The sequence below is a fragment of the Paenibacillus whitsoniae genome, assembly GCF_003955665.1.
In the GTDB taxonomy this organism is placed as follows: domain Bacteria; phylum Bacillota; class Bacilli; order Paenibacillales; family NBRC-103111; genus Paenibacillus_E; species Paenibacillus_E whitsoniae.
Window position 1 is genome coordinate 43,624 of the sequence record NZ_RXHU01000004.1, and the last position, 18,466, is coordinate 62,089.

Sequence of the window (18,466 nt, forward strand, 5' to 3'; positions counted from 1 at the left end):
ATTCTCCATCTCCACGTCAACCGCCGCTACATCGTCTCCACAACCGGCCGCTTCTCAATCTGCGCGCACAGCGCTTCTTCCGTCTCCAGGCCGGCCCAGTACATCTTTAGCTCCTGGTTGATGTCAGCCAGCTCGCTGGCGCCAATCGCCAGGTCGGTGAAGTAGCGGAAGCCCGGAATCGTCTCGCGGAACAGCGAGAACCGGGACGGCCGGTAGCGTTTCTCGTCGCCGACCCATTCCGCCGCCGCTTTGCGGGCAGGCAGCGTATACGTGTGCTGACGCACAAACAGCTGCGCCTGATAACCGGTCAAAAACTCCACCAGCTTGACCGCTGCGTCTTTCACCTGCGACTGCCGGTTCACGGCAAGTCCGGTGTTCAGCAGCATCGTAATCGGCGTCCCCAAGTGGGGCACCGGCGCAATATCGAACGACAGCCGTTCGCCAAGCAAATAATTTAAATAGAAGTAACTCGTCATGATGATCGAGGCTTTGCCTTTAGCCAGCAGCAGCTCCGACTCGCCGGTTGTGACCCCTTCCAGCAAAGACGGGATACTGTGCCGCATTTCGCCGCAGTAGCGCAGCGCATCCATCATCGCCGTGCCTTCCAGCTTCAGGCGGCCGTCCTCGTAGCGCTCGAACTTTTTTCCCGTTTGCAGCAGCAAGAGCGGCCAGCGGTTCGAGGAGTACAAGTCACAGTGGAAACCCAGGCGTTCACCCGGAATCGCCAGCTTCGACGAGTAGTCGATAAGGTCCTTCCACTGCCAGGAGCTGTCCGGCTCCGGCAGATCCGCTTCCCGAAAATGCTCCCGATTGTAGCACAGAATGAGCGGAGAGAAAATGAACGGCTGCACAAGCTGCTTCCCTTCTGCCGCAAAACCGTCCGACAAGAAGGCGTAAATCTCCTTATTGCGCTCCAGCGGCTCAAGCATGCCGGTATCGCCGGCTTCCACGCATTCCTGAAAGTTCGTGAAGTTCATCATCACGACATCCAGAATGCCGCTGGACAAATATTCGCTGATGTAGCTGTATTTCGTCGAGGAGGTCGGCACCGCCTGTACGCGGATATGCGGGTTTTCCTTCTGAAACGTCGCCAATAGCCGGTGAATGTCCGCCTCATTCGTCACGGAGCTGTGAAAGCCCAGCTTCACGGTCACGAAAGCGCCTTCGGAAGCGCCGACAACCTTCGTGCCGACACGCGGGATTTTCTCAATCAGCCCCTCGGCGACCAGAATGTCCAGCCCTTTGCGCACCGACTGATTGCTTAAATTGTAGTCCGTGGCGAACGTTTTCTCGGAAGGCAAATAGTCGCCGACAGGCCGCTTCCCGGTTAAAATATCTTCCCGCAGCGTGCTGACAAGCTCGCTTAACCGTGTGCGGGACGAACTGCGCGTTGTCCTTTTCTCCATTTGCTAACCTCTCTTCGTTCCGATACATTGACTTTATTGTCCATTATAGCAACCATCCACCAGCCCATGTCAATGTACCCAGGAGGCCGTGTCAACATGAAATTTCCGCGACCGGATCAAGGCAGCAGCAGATTGCCTTCCACATGCTTCACCGTAACGGATTCCGCCGGCAGCATCGAGCGGTTCACGCCTTCTTCTACGCAGGACGCCATGTAGAAATACGCAGCTCCACCAAACGCAACTTCCACACCGTACTTCCCGCCTGCAAAATGAGAACCGACCGCCTTCAGCTTATGCACCCCGCCCTGCAGCCCAAAATGCATCATATTCGCATCCGGGGCCGTGCTCGTGCAGTTGCCGAATTTCCAGGTGATCACATTCCCGGGATCGACGCTTTTCAAATAAGCTCCCTGCGGATTCGCCCCGCTGAAGACAGCCCCGCCATCGATCGTTACCCATTGATCTGGCTTGCCTTGCGCATTGTTGACATCGCCGACTTTATCCCAAGCGCCCGTGAACAACAAGCAGCAGTCGACGAGGCCGCCGCCCAGCATCACGACTTCGCGCGTGCCGACCTTGACCGTGCCGCCGACGCCGGGAACGCCTTTGAACCACGTATTCACCAGCGTCAGCTTGTTGATACTCCCCAGGTTCACATCCTCCACGCCCGTAAACTCGCTATTCACGATGGTAAGCTCGCCGTTGCTCGGCGTATAGCCGACCTGCGTCGTCCCTGACCGAATGGGTCGAGCCAGCTCGTAACCTGCCAGCATGCCGAACGAGCAGCTGTCGATGATGTTTTTCCTTTTGCCCCGGGAGGAGCCTTTGGAAATCGTAATCATCTCCTGCGCCGTACAGCCTCGCATCTGAAGGCCGTCCATATTGACCCAGATGGAGCCGGAGTTCGCCATTTTCACGCCAGGCTTCGTGTACGTCACCACCGCATGGCAATCTTCCAGCGTCAGATCAGTCAGCCGCTTGTTGGCGACAATGCGCGAAGCGATATGCTTTTTCACGGTGATCCGTTTGGCGCTGTCCCCCCACGTCGTCCCACTGTTCGCAAACGAAAGCAAACCAGAGTTATTGATATAGGTCAAATCATGCTCAAACTGCCCATGCGTCACAAACGGACCATACTCGTCGCCATCCCCGTGGCAGTTCTCCACCATACAATAAGCTGCACATGTAAAATCGTTCAAATGCCGCGCATTGCTCGTATTGCAGTCGCGGATATGCCCGTACAGCACATTGATCTGCTGCGTCATATAGCCGGTGCCACCCCAGTCGCGCTCTTCCGGATTCATAAGCTGGCAGCGCTCCGTCACATAGTGCGTGTTATAGCGCCGCATGACGACCGGCCAGAATACCTTGGTCGCCTTGATGCCGGAAGCATCGCATTCCACGGCAAATTCATACGCGACCGGGTTCGAGCCGATTTGATCCCACGTCGGAAAAGGCCGTGTGCTCGTGCCGTTCGGCGGCACCGGGATGCCCACAAAATTCATATTACGCACGTTGCAGCGAAAAGCGGGATTCACGCGGGTATACGTGATGGAGCGCCCTTTGGCGAGCAGCCAGCCGGATTTATAATTCAGCCTTATATGTGTCGCATCGAACACTTCCGTGACCTTCACGAGATAATCCAGCTCCCGCTGCGCGCTGCCGGCGGCATTGTTTTTGATCTGCGCGTGCCACCAGCTGTCCACCTCGAACATCGACGAATTGGCCACTTCGTAAATATCCGAATACTCGGGAATATCCTCGCTCAGCGTCACGGTTTGCGTCACGCCAGGATTTTTCACGCCTTGGAAAAACATCACCGCACCGAACGGGTTATCCAGCGTGTTCAACTCAATCCCCTCGGTCGTCACCGTGAAGTTATGAAAATCAACCTCAATATCACTGCGGTGATACACGTGACGTCGCACAAAGTTCAGGTTGGAATGCCCCTCCACGCGATAAAAAGCAGGATCGCCTACAAGCGCGTCGAGCGCGTCATCCGCATTGACGTTCGGCCCAAAAACGCCGAACCACCGCAAGTCGCCGACGCCGCTGTGAACGACCTCGAACGCGCCGTCGCCCCGATCGGGCTTACGGCCCTTGTCGTCGGCCTTGTCGCGCGGCCGGCCGTTCTTTATCGGCTTGTGCACGGTGCCGCCGTTCTCGGCTTTTACACTGCCGGCCACGTAGCGAACCAGCTTGGCTCCGCCATCCCCGGCAGCGTTGTGGCCGGCGACAAAGACATACAGACCGTCGTACAGCTGGCCGAGTGGGATCGCTTTCAGTTCGGCAACGCTGCTCACACTTTGCACCGGATCTTCGTTGTCACCACTGCCCTTGCCGGCATCGCTGTCCGCCGAAGCCACGTGCGGCGCAATCGCGTTGCCCGCCAGCATCGCGCCGGTCGCGCCGAGGGCGGCGAGCATTTTACGGCGGCTCATTTTCGTATTAGCTTGGCTATCTTTCTCTTCACTCGGGAAGAACATCGTGTCACAGCTCCTTTATCGTCTTAGGGATAAGTGCAGTCTGTCTTCACTTGGTGGTTCGCAGCTCGGGTGGCAGCAGAAAATCAAAGTCGCAGCCTTCGTCCGCCTGAAGCACCCGCTCCAGGAACAGCAGGCCATAGCCGCGATCGTACGCCGGAGGCGGCGCCTGCCACTGCGCGCTCCGCTCCCGGAGCGTCGCTTCGTCGACGTGCAGCTCCAGCTTGCGGCCGTCGATGTCGAGCTCGATGAGGTCGCCGTCGCGCACGAGGCCGAGCGGGCCGCCGATCGCCGCTTCCGGCGCGACGTGCACGATCAGCGTGCCGTACGACGTGCCGCTGATGCGGGCGTCAGAGATGCGCACCATGTCGCGCACCCCGCGCAGCAACAGCTTCTTCGGAATCGGAATCTGGCCGATTTCCGGCATCGCCGGCGCGCCCTTCGGACCTGCGTTCTGGAGGACGAGCACGCTGTTCTCGTCCACGTCCAGGTCCGGATCGTCGATGCGCGCGTTCAGATCGGCCGGTGAGGTGAACACGACGGCGCGCCCGGTATGCTTGCGCAGATGCGGCGACACCGCCGTCTGCTTGATCAGTGCGCCGTTCGGGGACAAGTTCCCCCGAAGCACAGCGATGCCGCCTTGCGGCGCGATCGGCGCCGCAAGCGGGTAGATGAGCTCGCGGTCCGGCACGAGCACGCCCTGCAAGTTGTCGGTCACGGTGCCGCCCGTGACCGTCAGGCAGCCGCCATGCAGCAGCGGCTCGATTTCCTTCATCAGCGAGGGCACGCCCCCCGCTTCAAAAAACTCCTCCATCTGGTACTTACCCGATGGACGCACATTCACAATAAACGGCGTGGTCGCGCTGATCTCGTCGAAGCGCTCCAGCGGCAGCCGGTAGCCGAGCCGCCCGGCAATCGCCACAAGATGGATGATCGCATTGGTGGAGCCTGCGCACGCCATCGTCACCCGAATCGCGTTGTCGATCGATTCGGGCGTAATGATGTCCCTCGGCCGAATGTCCCGGTGGACGAGTTGGACGATCTGCTTGCCGGTCAGCTCCGCCATATGCCGGCGTCTGGAATCCGGCGCCGGGATGGCGGCGCAGCCAGGCAAAGCCATGCCGAGCGCCTCGGCGATCGCCGCCATCGTGGAGGCCGTGCCCATCACCATGCAGTGGCCGTCGCTGCGGCAGATCGCATTTTCCGCGACCGTCAGCTGCTCATCGGTGATGTTGCCCGCTTTATGCTCCAGGGTGAACTGGTAGCAGTCCGTGCAAGCCCCCAGCGTCCGGCCGTTCAGCTTGCCGTTCAGCATCGGCCCGCCGGTCAGCACAATCGCCGGAATGTTGGCGGAGACGGCCGCCATGAGCTGGGCCGGCACCGTTTTGTCGCAGCCGCCGATGAGGACGACGCCGTCGATCTGATGCGCTTTGATCATTTCCTCGGTGTCCATCGCCATCAGGTTGCGCAGCAGCATCGTCGTCGGCTTCACATAAGGCTCACCAATGGAAATAGTTGGAAATTCCATCGGCAGCCCGCCGGCCTGCCACACCCCCCGCTTGACGTACTCCGTCAGTTCCCGAAAGTGCGAATGGCATTTATTCAGCTCGCTGAACGTGTTGCAGATGCCGATCACCGGCTTTTTCAAATCGTCGTCCGTGTAGCCCATCGACTTCGTAAACGAGCGGTGAATAAACCCCCACAGCCCGGTATCGTTAAAAAAAGCTTCCCCCCGGCGCTGTCCTCCCCGCTCCGAGCGATCATCTTGCTCTGACATGGCTGCAAGTCCTCCTCTGGATGTGTCCTGTTCCTCTACAAATCGCACGCATTCGCCAGATGGCCGCCGTCGACGACCAATGTCGTGCCAGTAATATAAGAAGCTTCGTCGGATGCCAAAAACAAGAACGCATTCGCGACCTCCTGAATGCTCCCCAGCCTGCCCATCGGCGTGCGCGCCGTCAACTGCAGCGTCCCCGTCGCCTGCTCTTTCAGCTCGCGATCGAGCGGCGTGTCGATGAATCCCGGCGCCACCGCATTGACGCGGATGCCGTGCGGGGCAAGATCGACCGCCATCGACTGCGTCAGCAGCACAACGCCGCCCTTCGAGGCGTTGTAATGCGCAAGGACGGCGCTGCCGGCAAGGCCATTCTTCGACGCCATATTGACGATGGCGCCAGGAATGCCCTCGGCGATCATGCCTCTCGCCATCCATTGGCTAAGCTGAAATGTCGCATTCAGGTTGACGTCAATGATTTTCTCCCAGCGCGCCAGCGGGATGTCGACGAATGCCTCACGCTGGGCGATACCGGCGTTGTTCACGAGCAGGTCGATGCCGCCCCAAGTGCGCCATACCGCTTCCGCCGCCTGCTCCACCTGCGCCGGCACGCTGAGATCGCAGACAACAGTCGCGACCTCCACGTCGCTCCCCCGCTCGCGGGCAGCCTCCCGCAGCCGTTCCGCTGTCTGTACCAGTTCATCCGCCCGATAATCGAGCAGGGCGACATAGGCGCCCTCCTGCAGGAACGTTTCGGCGATGCCTAGGCCAATCCCGCGGGCGCTGCCGGTGATGCACGCTCTTTTTCCTCGCAATCGCACGTCAACAACCTCCTTAGTGACCGAAAAAAGGGATAGCGAAACCGTCAGACCGGCGGGCGAGAGGAGCCTGCCAGCCTGACTTGGTTTTCCTGCCCTAGGCTTTGGAACGATCGCCTAGTTGTCGGATTTGAACTTGATCGTTTTGCCTTTCGCTGCGGTTGCCAGCTCGGCGTAGTTGTCAAAAATCGCTTTGCCGCCGAATTTCGTCATAATTTCTTGACGGTATTGCGGCCAGCCCGATGCATCCTTGTCTTTGAACAAGATTTGTACGTGAAGCTCGTTCATCCGCTTGCGCATCGCCGCCAAATCCATGCCTTCTTTCACCGTCAGCGCCGTGCCGACGGAAGGGAGGATTTTATAAGAATTGATTTTCTCAATGATCTTCTTGTCACGCTCTGTAATGTTAGGGTCGATCACGTTCAGGCCATACACTTCCGGTTTGCGCGGTGTAAACCAGCCGTACACTTCCAGAAAGTTGTTGTTGTCGACCACATCTTTCTTATAAGCCTCTTGATTCACTTCAATGTTCTTGCCGTTGCGCTTATAGTCCACGCCTTCTTTGCCGTAGCGCGTCAACAGGAACCCTTCTTCGCCGGCGAGCCAGTCTAGAATTTCGATGGAACGCTGAACTTTAGCGTCAGAAGATTTGGAGGAGATCATGAACGGGTTGCCCGGGATCGTTTCGACCCATGTGCCCGTTTTCTCCCACGGATGGAACGGCTCCCAATCGGCCGTCGTTTGGCCCGCTTGCTTGGACTTCATTTGCAGGCCTGCCGGATTGTTGTCGAACGCGAGGTCGCGCCCTTGGCCGATGACGATACCCGCTTTGCCCTGCGCCGCCTTATCAAAATGCTGGCCGTATTTATTCAGGAACCAGTCCGGATCGACGACCTTCAGATCGAGCAGCTTTTTAATATCGTCCAGCACACCTTGCATGCGAATGTCGGTACGCACATCGATAAATTGATCATTGCTGTCCACATACGTATCGCCGACAAAACCATTCTTCAGGAATTCAGGAAAATCCATCGACACGCTCGTGCCGCCGCCCGCTGCCGTGAAACCGTACGTATCGTTCTTGCCGTTGCCGTCCGGATCGTTGAACGTGAAGGCCTTCATCACATTGACAAGCTCATCGTAATTCGTCGGCATTTTCAGATTCAGCTTATCCAGCCAATCCTTCCGAATATAGAACGTACGGTAGTAGTTCGTTTCGTAAGGCACCGGTGCGCGCTTGAATGCGCCCTGCACTTGATACGTTTTGAGATTGGCCTCGGTCACCCAATATTTGAAATAGTTCGGCATTTTCGCCGGCGTCACGATCCCGGTCAGATCACGGGCCACACCGTCGCGAATATAGTTATTGGAAGAAATTCCGTCCGCATAAAAGACATCGGGAATATCGCCGGACGCGATCATGGTATTGAGCTTGGTCGTGTAATCCTGCCCGTTCGGCAAGTACGTCCAATTCAGTTTGACATTGAACTTCTCTTCAATGACACTTTTTACAAAATCCTTGTCCGCCGCAGGAAGCTGGGCGCTGGCATCGGCGATAACCATCCATTTCAGATCAAGCTTTTCCTTCTTCGCGTCCGAGCTGGCGGATGTCGCCGCAGAATTAGCCGGAGCTGTCGACGACTTCGACTCCTTCTTCGAATCCGAACATGCGCTGAGCATGAGCGAGGACGCCACCAGTGAGATAGCTACTTTTGATAACGTTTTCATATAAAAGACCTCCCTGTTCGTTGTGCTGAATAAGTATGATCATGAAACATTACATCGCGTACACTTGCCTCTGTCTGAATCGGATTACAGCGTCGGTCTGCCTTTATGCGAAACCTTCCAGCCCGTCACCTCCCTGGATAAAATAAGCGGATCAGCTTTCCCCTGCCGAACCGGGGCCGCTAAAGGTCATCCCTTCACGGCGCCGAGCAGCATGCCTTTGACAAAATATTTTTGCAAGAACGGGTACACCACCAGCACCGGAACGATTGCAACAACGACAGTCGCCATTTTGATCGTTTCCGGCGGGAGCGTGTTCAGTGCGGATTGCGGAACCGCAAGCTCTTGCGAGACGGCCGGTGAGACGATCATATTGCGAAGCACCACCTGCAGCGGATACAGCGAGCGGTCATTCAAGTACATAACCCCGCCAAAGTACGCGTTCCAGTGATTCACGCCGTAGAATAAGCCGAGCGTCGCCATAATCGGAAGCGAAAGCGGAAGCACGATGCGAAGCAGGGTGGCGATGTCCCCGCAGCCGTCAACTTTAGCGGCCTCTTCCACCTCATGCGGCAATCCTTCAAAGAATGTCTTCATAATGAGGATATTAAAGGAAGACACAAGTCCTGGAATGATCAGCGCCCAAATAGAGTTCATCAACCCGGTTGCTTTGACCGTTAAGTAGGTCGGGATAATCCCACCGGAGAACAGCATCGTAAACACAATGCCCATCAGGACGACATTGCGTCCGGGGAGGAACTTTTTAGATAGCGGATACGCGAGCATCGTCGTTACCGCCAAGTTGCAGGCTGTCCCGACGACGGCGAGAAAGACCGTCACTTGAAGCGCCTTGGGCACCGTGTTGCTGGAGAAAATCGTTTTAAACGCTTCGAACGTCACGGAATGCGGAACGATAACGAAGCCGCCGTTCTTAAGTACTTCCGTATACGGCGTGACCGACATGATGAACACGAAGTAAATCGGAAATAAGGTCGCCAGGCAGAACAGCCCGAGCACGGTATACAGAACGGCATCTACGATGCGGTCGGATTTTGTTTTTTTGAGTACGAATGCCATGTCGATGCCTCCTTTACCAGATGCCGGATCCGCCGACTTTTTTGGCCAGCTTATTGGCCCCAACCACAAGCACGAGACCGATGACGGATTTAAAAACACCCATCGCCGCCGGCACGCTGAATTCCATCTGCTCAATGCCTCGCCGGAAAATCCACGTATCGAGAATGTCGCCGACATCGTAAACGCGGGCATTCAGAAAGATGTATACCTGTTCGAAGCCGGCGTCCATAATATGACCGATCCGCAGAATCAGCAGCAAAATAAACACTTCACGGATACCCGGGAGGGTAATGTGCCACATTTGCCGCCAGCGCCCCGCCCCGTCCACAACCGCCGCCTCATACAGCTCATTGTTGATGGAGGCCAGCGCAGCCAAGTAGATGATGGCGCCGAAGCCTGTGCTTTTCCAAATATCCGAGGATACCAGCAGCGTTCGGAAATACTCCGAATTCTGCAAAATATCGAGATTACCCCAACCCATATCACGGAACAGCGTTGTCACCAGTCCGGCGCCAGGCGCAAAGAATGAGAAGACAAGTCCGTAGACGATAATCCAGGATAAAAAATGAGGACCATACGTAATCGTTTGGACAACTCTTTTGAACCAGGGCGAGCGAATTTCATTTAAAATCAACGCCAGCATCACATCCGGCAGCATATTAAAAAGGATGCGGTACAAAGAGATTAGGAGCGTGTTGCGCACCAGACTGGGAAATTCCGGCGAAGAAAAGATCACCCGGAAATTATCGAATCCGACCCAATCGCTGCCCCACATGCCTTTCATGAGGTTGTATTTCTTAAAAGCAATGATCAGCCCGAGCATGGGCACGTATTGATACACAATGTAGTAAACAATGCCCGGCAGCATAAGCAGGTACAGCCATTTGTAGCGAAGCAGCGTTTTCCATACGCGTGTTGCTAAAGGTTTCTTGGCGAACGTATCGCCGGTCAGCGGTTTAGCGCTGGCTCCCATGATCCTTTCCCCCCTTTATCGTGTGCCAAAGGATGCGTGCTGTGTAAGCTGAGCGGGTTCAGGTTGTTGATAGCGAACGACGATTCCCATCGAGGCTTGCGGTGTGTCAAAACACTGCTTATACATCGAAGGCAAATCATCGATCATGCATTCATTCGTAATCAAGGAACTGATGTCGAGGCGCTTCTCTGCCACCAATCGGATGAACTCGCTCATGTTGCGGCCTTCCGTCCATCTGACATAGCCGATCGGATAGTCGACGCCTTGCTGTTCATACGTATCCTCGTACCGGCCGGGGCCGCCCGCCCTTGAAATATGTACACTCGCTTCCTTCATAAAAAGCAAATCCCGATCGAAGTCCGTGCCGGTATCGCCGACAATAACGACGCGTCCGCGGTCCCGCAGCCAACCTATGGCATCATCCATCATACTAAACTTTCGGTTGCTCGCACATAGGAGAACGGCATCAGCCCCTTTGCAGTCCGGATCGGCTTCAATCGCCCGTCTCAATTCTTCGGGCGTGCGGCACGCTTTGGCGCCGATCTGTTCGAGGATGCGGCAACGCTCTTCCATCAGCTCGAGGCCGATGACTTTGTAAGAGGCCGCATGGGCGATGCGGGCGATGACCTGCCCCAGTATGCCTAGCCCCGCGATAATCACCGTCTCGCCAAAACTCAGATTTGCCTGGCGCAGCGCGTGGATCGCAATCGCGCCGATGCCGACAAAAGCGGCCTCAGGTTGGGAGACATCGTCAGGCACCGGCACGACCAAGTGCTTCGGTACGAGCAGCACCTCCCGGTGCGCGGGAACGCCGTAGCAAGCTACGCGTTGTCCAGGCACCACACGCGTAACACCCTCGCCAACCTCTTCCACGATACCGCTGGCGCTGTACCCCAGATTCGCATCTCCGCTATTGGATATCATCATTAACTCTGTCCCGACGCTCACGACAGAGAACTGGGTTCTTACCTTCACGAATTGCGAAATCATGCTCGGGTCGGGAAGCTCCAATAATTGCGCTGAGCCGTTGATGCCTTTGACTGCCTTCATAACCCTACCTCTTTTCTGATTTACATCTGATTTGTAATTTAAACCACAATTGTGCATGTTTTTTGTTTTGTGATTTGTTTCTGATGTTTTTCATTATAAAGAGGCCGGGGTAGGCTGTCAACGATTTTTTATTTTTGGAATCGTTTTCAATGTTATGTTATATGACTTTAAATAGAGAGTAATTAAATGAATTGAAATAATTGTTATATTATATGACATATATATGACGCAGAATAGGTTGCCATTTGGGATATTTCTAACCCTGAGGCAACCTGATATAGTGACATTGCATAGAATCTGGTTAGTTTCTGGAGTAATTTGTAACAGGTAAGGTTTCCGGTTGAATTGCTCGGATGAATGGGAGTGGGATGGGATTGGTGAGGCGTTATTGCGCCTCTGTCACCTACCTAATAAATATTTGTATAAATTATCCATTTAAAGTGCAAAATGCTCATATATCTAACAAAACAGCATTTTCGCGGAGGTTAGAAGGATGACTCAAAACGAAATGGAATCTATGCAATCTCAATTAAATAGTTTGAATACAAGTCATTGGTACAACCATGAATTATTCACTTCAAATTGGTGGATCATTTTACTTTTTAACTTTGTTTTATTTGGGTTATTAATCTTACTTGCAGATCGGAGAAGAACCTCAACCATCGCAGTTGCTTTTTTAATTGCTTTGGCAATTGTTGGAACGTTTGATGAAGCAGGTACTTATATGGGTAGGTGGTTTTACCCCTACGAATTCTTACCGTTCAGCGCTAGACTCAATGCCGTAAATTTTTTGGCCATTCCAAGCATAATCGCATTACTGTACCAGTGGTTCACACGATGGAGTTATTTTTTATTGGCGACCGTAATTTATTCAGTTATAAACTCCTACATTGGTGAACCGATTTTCGTCCACTTGGGTATTTATAAATTAACGAATTGGACATATACCGGGTCATTTTTAGTAATGCTTTTAATACCTATAGTTGTTAAGTACCTTACGGATGTCATATCACAAAATAGAGCAAGTAATAAGAATGACCTTGATTTAAACATTAACTGGTTAAGCCGGAAAGAAAAAATACATTAGGTTTGTACCTATTAGCCCCCACTTCTAAAATGGGGGTCTTAGTTATGATCCTCAGTCGGTGTTCCAAATTTACCGCACCAACATCTCCCTATTTCGGAGCCTTCACGTTTACAACTATCCACCGAGCGCGCATTTTCTTTCAGAACCTCAGCATCTTCTGCAGCAACTCTTTTATCTCTGTCATGCGCAGCTGCCACACTTTCCAATGAAGCCCAACAAATACTTATCGCCGGTTCTTTTATCGAGAACCCGAAGGCGATTAAGATTTCGATAATAACCCTCAGTCATAACCATCGTTATGCCTCCCATGTCCTTGGCTATTCAGTCGCCTTCTCTTTCTCCAGCATCTGCCTTGACTGTATGTTTCTTTTGCATCACAATACGAAGAAAATAATATGATGCGAGGGAATGATTATGTCATGGATTGTCTATATTGGGATTCTGGTGCTTGTAATGACGTTCATCTTAAATCTACGAACAAAGAAAAATAGTGAAAAAATTAAGAAGTGCAAGGTAGTTAAACTTAGTTCGAATCGTAGTAAGTCAAAGTATCAGGCCTGTACTTATTGTCGTAAAAAATTCAATCGACTTTCTTTTTATTCTGATGAGCAAGGAAAGGTCATTGGTCTTTGTGACTCATGTAAACTACAAGCAGAAAAAAGGCAACTATTTCAATTATGATGAAACCTCGATGTCTGATCGATGTTCTTCAATATTCATTATGTTACTTTTCTAGACTGCGACTTTTTGGGGTGCGATGATGCTGCTGTAAGTAGTAAGTAGTAGACTGCTACTGTTGCCGAGTCCCCTTCCCCCATCCAGCTAACTATTCTCCTGCTTCTCTGCTTCTGCTCCTGCTCCTGGTTCTGCTCCCACGGGAAATTCCTGCGAATTTGCAGGCATTCCCCCAAACCGAAGGACTTTAAAGAAAAAACCTGCGATTAAGCAGCTTTTTGGGCACGTTTGCCCCAAATGAGGCCATTCTGCCAAAAATACCTGCTGAATCGCAGGCATTTCCCAAAATCGAGCGCGATTTGGGAAAATTCCTGCTTTTTTGCATCTTTGTAGCGAGATAGCCCGGGCCTGGCCACAAGTGACGTATCTGCTGGTCTGCCCCGCTTCGGCCATTATCCCCTTTACTCAGGAGTTTGGTTTACTCCCCCGGAACGGCTACCGATTATTCAGAAGTTTTGCCTCCCCGCCTGAAGCGGCTACCAGTTACTTAGAAGTTTAGCCACTCCGTCTGGAGCCGCTACCGTTTACTCAAGAGTTTAGCCACCACATCTGGAGCCGCTACCGTTTACTCAGAAGTTTGACCACTCCACCTGGAGCGGCCCCGTTGGAGCCTACTCCAGCAGCAAATTCCCTGCCGTGTGCCGCACCGTCTCGCATTCAGCCGGCAGTGCAGAGCGGTCGACGCCTTCTTCCACGCACGACGTCATAAACAGATACGAGCCGTGCTCCAGCGCGCCCGGCTCCACGTCGAACCGGCCGCCTGCGAAGCCGGCGCCGACCACGCGCATGCGGTTGCGTCCCGCCCGCAGGCGAAAGTGCGCCGTATCGGCGCCTGCCGCTTCGCTCGTGCAGGCGCCGATGCGCCACGCCACAAGGCGGCCCGCACCGCCGCCTTGCAGCAGCGCCTTCTCCGCGTTCGTGCCGCGGAGAACGGCGCCGCCGTCCACCACCAGCGTCTGCTCCGCCGCTGGTGCACCCCCCTCGCGGAAATCGCAGAGCGCGATTCCGCTGTTATCCAGTCCGCCGCCGAGCAGGCGGACTTCCGCGCAGCCCGCCTGCAGCGGCCGCGCCGCAGGCGAAGCCCCATACAGCCACGTGTTGACGAACACGAGGCTGCGAATGCTGCCGATCACGTTGCCGTCGAGGCCCGTGATCTTGCAGTTTTGCACCGTGACGTCGCTCGTCACGGGCCCAAACCCAGGCAGCGCGCTGCCTGGCAGGCGCGCCAGCTCAGCGCCGGGCTGTATGACGAACGCGCAGCCGTCCAGCACGTTCGCCCGCTTCGAGCGCGCCGAGCTTTGCGAGAGCGTCAGCATCGTCTCGGCCGTGCAGCCGCGCATGTGCAAGCCGTCCGTGTTCGCCCAGATCGTGCCAGCGTCCACGAGCCCCTCCTGCCAGATCGCATGCACATCCTCCAGCGTCAGGTCGGTGATGCACTTGTGGGCGACGACGCGGGACGCCACATGCTTTTTCACGGTAATCCGCTTCGCGCTGTTCCCCCAGGTCGTTCCGCTGTTCGCAAACGACAGCAGGCCCGAGTTCCCGACAAACGTCAGGTCGTGCTCAAATTGACCATGGGTCACGAACGTCCCGTGCTCGTCCCCGTCGCCATGACAGTTCTCAACCATCGCATACGCCGCACACGTAAAATCATTTAAATGCCGAGCATTGCTCGTATGGCAATCCCGCACATGAGCATACAACACGTTGAGTTGCTGCGTAAGATAGCCCGTTCCGCCCCAGATGACCTCCTCCGGATTCGTCAATCGACACCGCTCCGTTACGTAATGCGTACAGTAGCGCCGCTCCACGACCGGCCAAAACACCTTCGTCGCTTCCACGTCACTGACATCACAGGACACCGCAAACTCATAAGCAATCGGATGCGAGCCGATGCCGTCCCAGTCCTCCGTCGGCCGTACGGTCGTCGAGCCATTACCCGGCACAGACACGCCGACAAAACGCATATTGCGCACATGGCTGCGGAACACGGGGCGCATTCTTTTGTAGGCGATTTCACGCCCCGCCGCCAGCGGCCATCCCAGCTTGTAATTCACCCGCACATGCCGCGCATCCACGATCTCCGTCACCTGCAGCAAATAGTCCAGCTCGCGCTGCGCTCCGCCCTCGGGACGGTTTCCGATCCGGGCAATCCACCACTCCTCCACGGCAAAAGCTCCCGCATCCGCCACCTCCAACACATCCGTGTGCTCCGGCAGCTCCTCCGTCAGAACAACCGTCTGGGTCTCCCCCGTCGCCTGCCCCTGAAAAAACAGCACAGCCCCGAACGGATTGTCCTTCGTATTCAGTTCAATCCCTTCCGTCGTCACCGTATGGCCGCCAAAATCAAGCACAATCCCGCTGCGATGAAACCGATGCCTCCGAGCAAAATTCAAGTCGGTTCGCGCCTCCACCCGGTGGATGGCGGGATCGTTCACCAGCGCCTCCAAAGCATCGTCGGCATCGCGTTCCGGCCCTAACACCCCGAACCAACGAAAATCCCCCACACCCTGATGCACGGTCTCCCAGCGCCCGACGCCATCATGACGAACTGCGTGAACTGTCCCACCGTTATCGACTCTCATGCTTTCCGCCTGCCAGCGGACAAGCTTGCCGCCGCCATCGCCACGCCGCGCATACCCGTCCACATAGACGAGCTGCCCGTCGCCGCCCGGCTGCAGCTCCAGAAGTTCCGCTACATTAGCAACGTGCCTGAGTAATTCAGCCTCATGTCCAGCACTACTTGCACTTCCAGCACTTCCGGCACTTCCAGCACTTCTTGCACTTCCTGCACTTCCTGCACTTCTTGCACTTCCGTCACTTCCTGCACTTCCAGCACTCCCTGCACTTCCTGCACTCTCCATCATCATACGAAATTCAGCCCCCCTGCATGTGGAAAAGGTACCGGAAACAGCGTCCGCAGCTCCCCCTCAACTGAGGTCGGCGCCTGTACCTCAGATTGCGGATCCCACCACAGCTGCATCAGCTCATCCCCGGTTAACGTCAACTGTTCTTCACCGTCCAAAAGCACACTTGCGCCGCCGTCAGCCACAGCAACAAACGAGATACGCTCCGCCGCCTCGGGCGCTTTCGAAGCCAAATACGGATGCAGCTCGCTGTACAAACGCCCCGCATCCAATATCAGCGCCGTGCCGTGATTTCGCCCGGCTTGCTGCGGGTACCCGGCCAGCGCGTCCTGTAACTCAGTTTCGTACCAGCCCGCCTGCACCTCCAGCTCGACGAGTCCGAGATCCTCCGCTGCATGGCGCAGCAGCGCAACATCAACTTCAGCCTCCCCGCTTCGCTCCACGACAAAAGGAGGCTGTTCATGCAAGCTTCCGCCGTGCGGCGGCGCCGCGATCACGGCGAACCCCCGCATCCGATCGCCCTCGAACGCCGCGTACACGGTATGCCGCATCCTGTAGCACGAGGCGATCGCTTCGCACTTGATGAGCGTGGCGAGCTCGAGCACGCTTTGCTCATACCGAACCTCGCGCTGCGCCGCGAGTCCATGCAACCGAAACAGATCGTCCAGGGACGACGTGCGCACCACAACCGCTGGGTGACTGATTGGCAAGCTCCGCAGTTCCTGGGCCTTAAGTCGGAACTTCGTCACCCTGCCAAAGTACCGGCAGCCGTGCCGCATATACAGCGGCCCGTCGCCCGAAACGAGCAGCAGGCTTGCTCCTGCGCGCTTCCCTGCAGCGACGACCTCTTGCAGCATGGCAGAGGCGATTTTGCGCCCGCGATATTCAGGATGCGTACACACGGAGCCTAGCGACAGCACGCTCACCCTAGCCTGGCCGATTGCAACAACGGACGGAACCAGCCCCATAAACGCAACGAGACGTTCGCCGTCGAACGCCCCAATCGACTGTCCCAGACGCGCATCAAACGCCGACAGAAACGCTTCCAACATCGAAGGCTGCCCAGCTGTCCGAAACGTCGTGTCGGAGAGCCGCACCGCCTGCTCCATTTCATTTTCGCTGACTGGACGAATTTCCACTAACCCAACCTCCTCGCAGCGCAGCAATTGTTTTACAACTATCGCGCTAATTTAATTGTGGTTTACTTTTTCGAAATTATTTTTATCTGGTTTACATCAGGTTCACTTTTTCACCAATATCATTCCGCAAAATATTCCGCTTGTCAATCCTTTTTTACCAAACTGTCTTCCAACTGCCCCTCGGCCAGCAAGAACTCAATCTTTTTATGATCGTGCCAGCGACGCTGCCAAACGCAAACACAGCCTCTGCGAAAGCAGAGACTGGATTAAAATTATTAAATAAACTTGTCTAGATCGCACAGGCTTTTCTTCTGATAATCAACTTTGACAAGGTATTGATGAATTCAACCCCTACCCCGCGCTTCCATAAACCGTATAACCTCGTCATGCACCGGCAGCGCCGGGATCGCGCCGTGGCGAGTCGTCGTTAACGCGGCAGCGGCATTCGCAAACGCGAGCATCCGTACCATCTGCTCCTCCGGCAACCGCAGCAGGTCTCCCGCTTCCCGGCTGAACTGGAACAGTAGCGCTCCGATAAAGGAATCGCCGGCTCCCGTCGTGTCCACTGCTTTCACCTCATATCCCGGCACGGACACGCTGCTTGCGCCGCCAGCTGTAAACCAGGTAGCGCCGCACGGGCCGCGCGTCAACAGCACACTCGCCACATCGCCGACGAATAAGGAGGCGATCGCCTCGGCCTCATCGGCGATTCCGGTGATGAAGACCAACTCTTCGTCGCTAATTTTGATAGAGTGACTGCGCGGAATGAAAGCGAGAATCGTTTGCCGGCAAGCCTCGGCGCTTTCCCAGAGCGGAAGCCTCACGTTCGGATCAAAGCTGATAAAGCCCCCTGCATGCTTGACTGCGTCGATGGCGCGAATATGCGCGTATTTAACCGGCGCGTCGATCAGATCCACGGAACCGTAGTGCAGCACATCGCCTGCCCCAAACCGGCACGCTTCAATATCTGCCTCATTCAGGAGCATATCGGCACTCGGCTTGCGGTAAAATGCAAAATCGCGGCTCCCGTCGGCTTGCAGACTAACGAACGCCAGCGCCGTATTTGCCTCTGACGTGCGGGATACGTAACGGGTGTCTACCCCCGCCTTTTCCAGCGTCTCAACCAGGAAATCGCCGAAGGAATCGACCCCCAGCTTGCCGATAAAGGCACTCCGCCCTCCCAGCTTCGCAACGGTACATGCGGCATTGGCCGGCGCACCGCCAGCCGCCTTGCTGAACGCGCTCACTTCTTTCAGCGCCACCCCAGTCTCCGCAGGGATAAAGTCGATTAAGGCTTCTCCAATCGTATATACGGTTCTCATGTTCCCTCCT

The 18,466-nt window shown here is 55.4% G+C and carries 13 protein-coding genes; 1 reads left to right on the forward strand and 12 read right to left on the reverse strand.

Annotated elements, in window-relative coordinates:
* Positions 1 to 26: 26 nt before the first annotated feature.
* From EJQ19_RS00695 to EJQ19_RS00730, 8 genes are all read right to left on the reverse strand, one after another.
* Positions 27 to 1,406, reverse strand: coding sequence for an extracellular solute-binding protein (locus tag EJQ19_RS00695; protein ID WP_126139290.1), 1,380 nt, complete (start codon positions 1,404 to 1,406; stop codon positions 27 to 29).
* Between the two features lie 116 nt (positions 1,407 to 1,522).
* Positions 1,523 to 3,892 carry a peptidase C14 gene (locus EJQ19_RS00700; protein WP_126139291.1) on the reverse strand — a complete coding sequence of 790 codons (2,370 nt, stop codon included), beginning with the start codon at positions 3,890 to 3,892 and terminating at the stop codon, positions 1,523 to 1,525.
* Positions 3,893 to 3,938: 46 nt separating this feature from the next.
* On the reverse strand, positions 3,939 to 5,666 hold the full coding sequence (locus EJQ19_RS00705) for an IlvD/Edd family dehydratase (RefSeq protein WP_126139292.1): 1,728 nt from the start codon (positions 5,664 to 5,666) through the stop codon (positions 3,939 to 3,941).
* A gap of 35 nt (positions 5,667 to 5,701) precedes the next feature.
* A complete protein-coding gene (locus tag EJQ19_RS00710) occupies positions 5,702 to 6,484 on the reverse strand; it encodes an SDR family NAD(P)-dependent oxidoreductase (protein WP_164716243.1) in 783 nt (260 codons plus the stop codon).
* Between the two features lie 114 nt (positions 6,485 to 6,598).
* Complete coding sequence (locus tag EJQ19_RS00715) at positions 6,599 to 8,209, reverse strand: type 2 periplasmic-binding domain-containing protein (protein WP_126139294.1); 1,611 nt, start codon at positions 8,207 to 8,209, stop codon at positions 6,599 to 6,601.
* A 186-nt stretch (positions 8,210 to 8,395) separates the two neighbouring features.
* Positions 8,396 to 9,283 (reverse strand): carbohydrate ABC transporter permease, encoded by an 888-nt coding sequence (locus EJQ19_RS00720; RefSeq protein WP_126139295.1) that lies wholly within the window; start codon positions 9,281 to 9,283, stop codon positions 8,396 to 8,398.
* Positions 9,284 to 9,296: 13 nt separating this feature from the next.
* A complete protein-coding gene (locus tag EJQ19_RS00725; protein WP_126139296.1) occupies positions 9,297 to 10,256 on the reverse strand; it encodes an ABC transporter permease in 960 nt (319 codons plus the stop codon).
* Positions 10,257 to 10,271: 15 nt separating this feature from the next.
* A complete protein-coding gene (locus EJQ19_RS00730; protein WP_126139297.1) occupies positions 10,272 to 11,306 on the reverse strand; it encodes a zinc-dependent alcohol dehydrogenase in 1,035 nt (344 codons plus the stop codon).
* Between the two features lie 493 nt (positions 11,307 to 11,799).
* On the opposite strand from EJQ19_RS00730, the gene EJQ19_RS00735 reads away from it, so the two are divergent.
* The gene (locus tag EJQ19_RS00735) at positions 11,800 to 12,393 is read left to right on the forward strand and encodes a CBO0543 family protein (protein ID WP_126139298.1); all 594 of its coding nucleotides are present in this window, start codon (positions 11,800 to 11,802) and stop codon (positions 12,391 to 12,393) included.
* Positions 12,394 to 13,739: 1,346 nt separating this feature from the next.
* On the opposite strand, the gene EJQ19_RS00740 is transcribed toward EJQ19_RS00735, so the two are convergent.
* The 4 genes from EJQ19_RS00740 to EJQ19_RS00755 all read right to left on the reverse strand — a co-directional run bounded on the left by EJQ19_RS00740 (position 13,740) and on the right by EJQ19_RS00755 (position 18,456).
* Positions 13,740 to 15,776, reverse strand: a complete 2,037-nt coding sequence (locus EJQ19_RS00740) for a hypothetical protein (protein ID WP_206438342.1) — start codon at positions 15,774 to 15,776, stop codon at positions 13,740 to 13,742.
* A gap of 47 nt (positions 15,777 to 15,823) precedes the next feature.
* Entirely contained in the window at positions 15,824 to 15,976 is a 153-nt protein-coding gene (locus EJQ19_RS00745; RefSeq protein ID WP_164716244.1) for a hypothetical protein, read from the reverse strand.
* 18 nt (positions 15,977 to 15,994) lie between these two features.
* Positions 15,995 to 17,134, reverse strand: a complete 1,140-nt coding sequence (locus EJQ19_RS00750; protein WP_126139299.1) for a GNAT family N-acetyltransferase — start codon at positions 17,132 to 17,134, stop codon at positions 15,995 to 15,997.
* 344 nt (positions 17,135 to 17,478) lie between these two features.
* Complete coding sequence (locus EJQ19_RS00755; RefSeq protein ID WP_126139300.1) at positions 17,479 to 18,456, reverse strand: PfkB family carbohydrate kinase; 978 nt, start codon at positions 18,454 to 18,456, stop codon at positions 17,479 to 17,481.
* Positions 18,457 to 18,466: the final 10 nt, after the last annotated feature.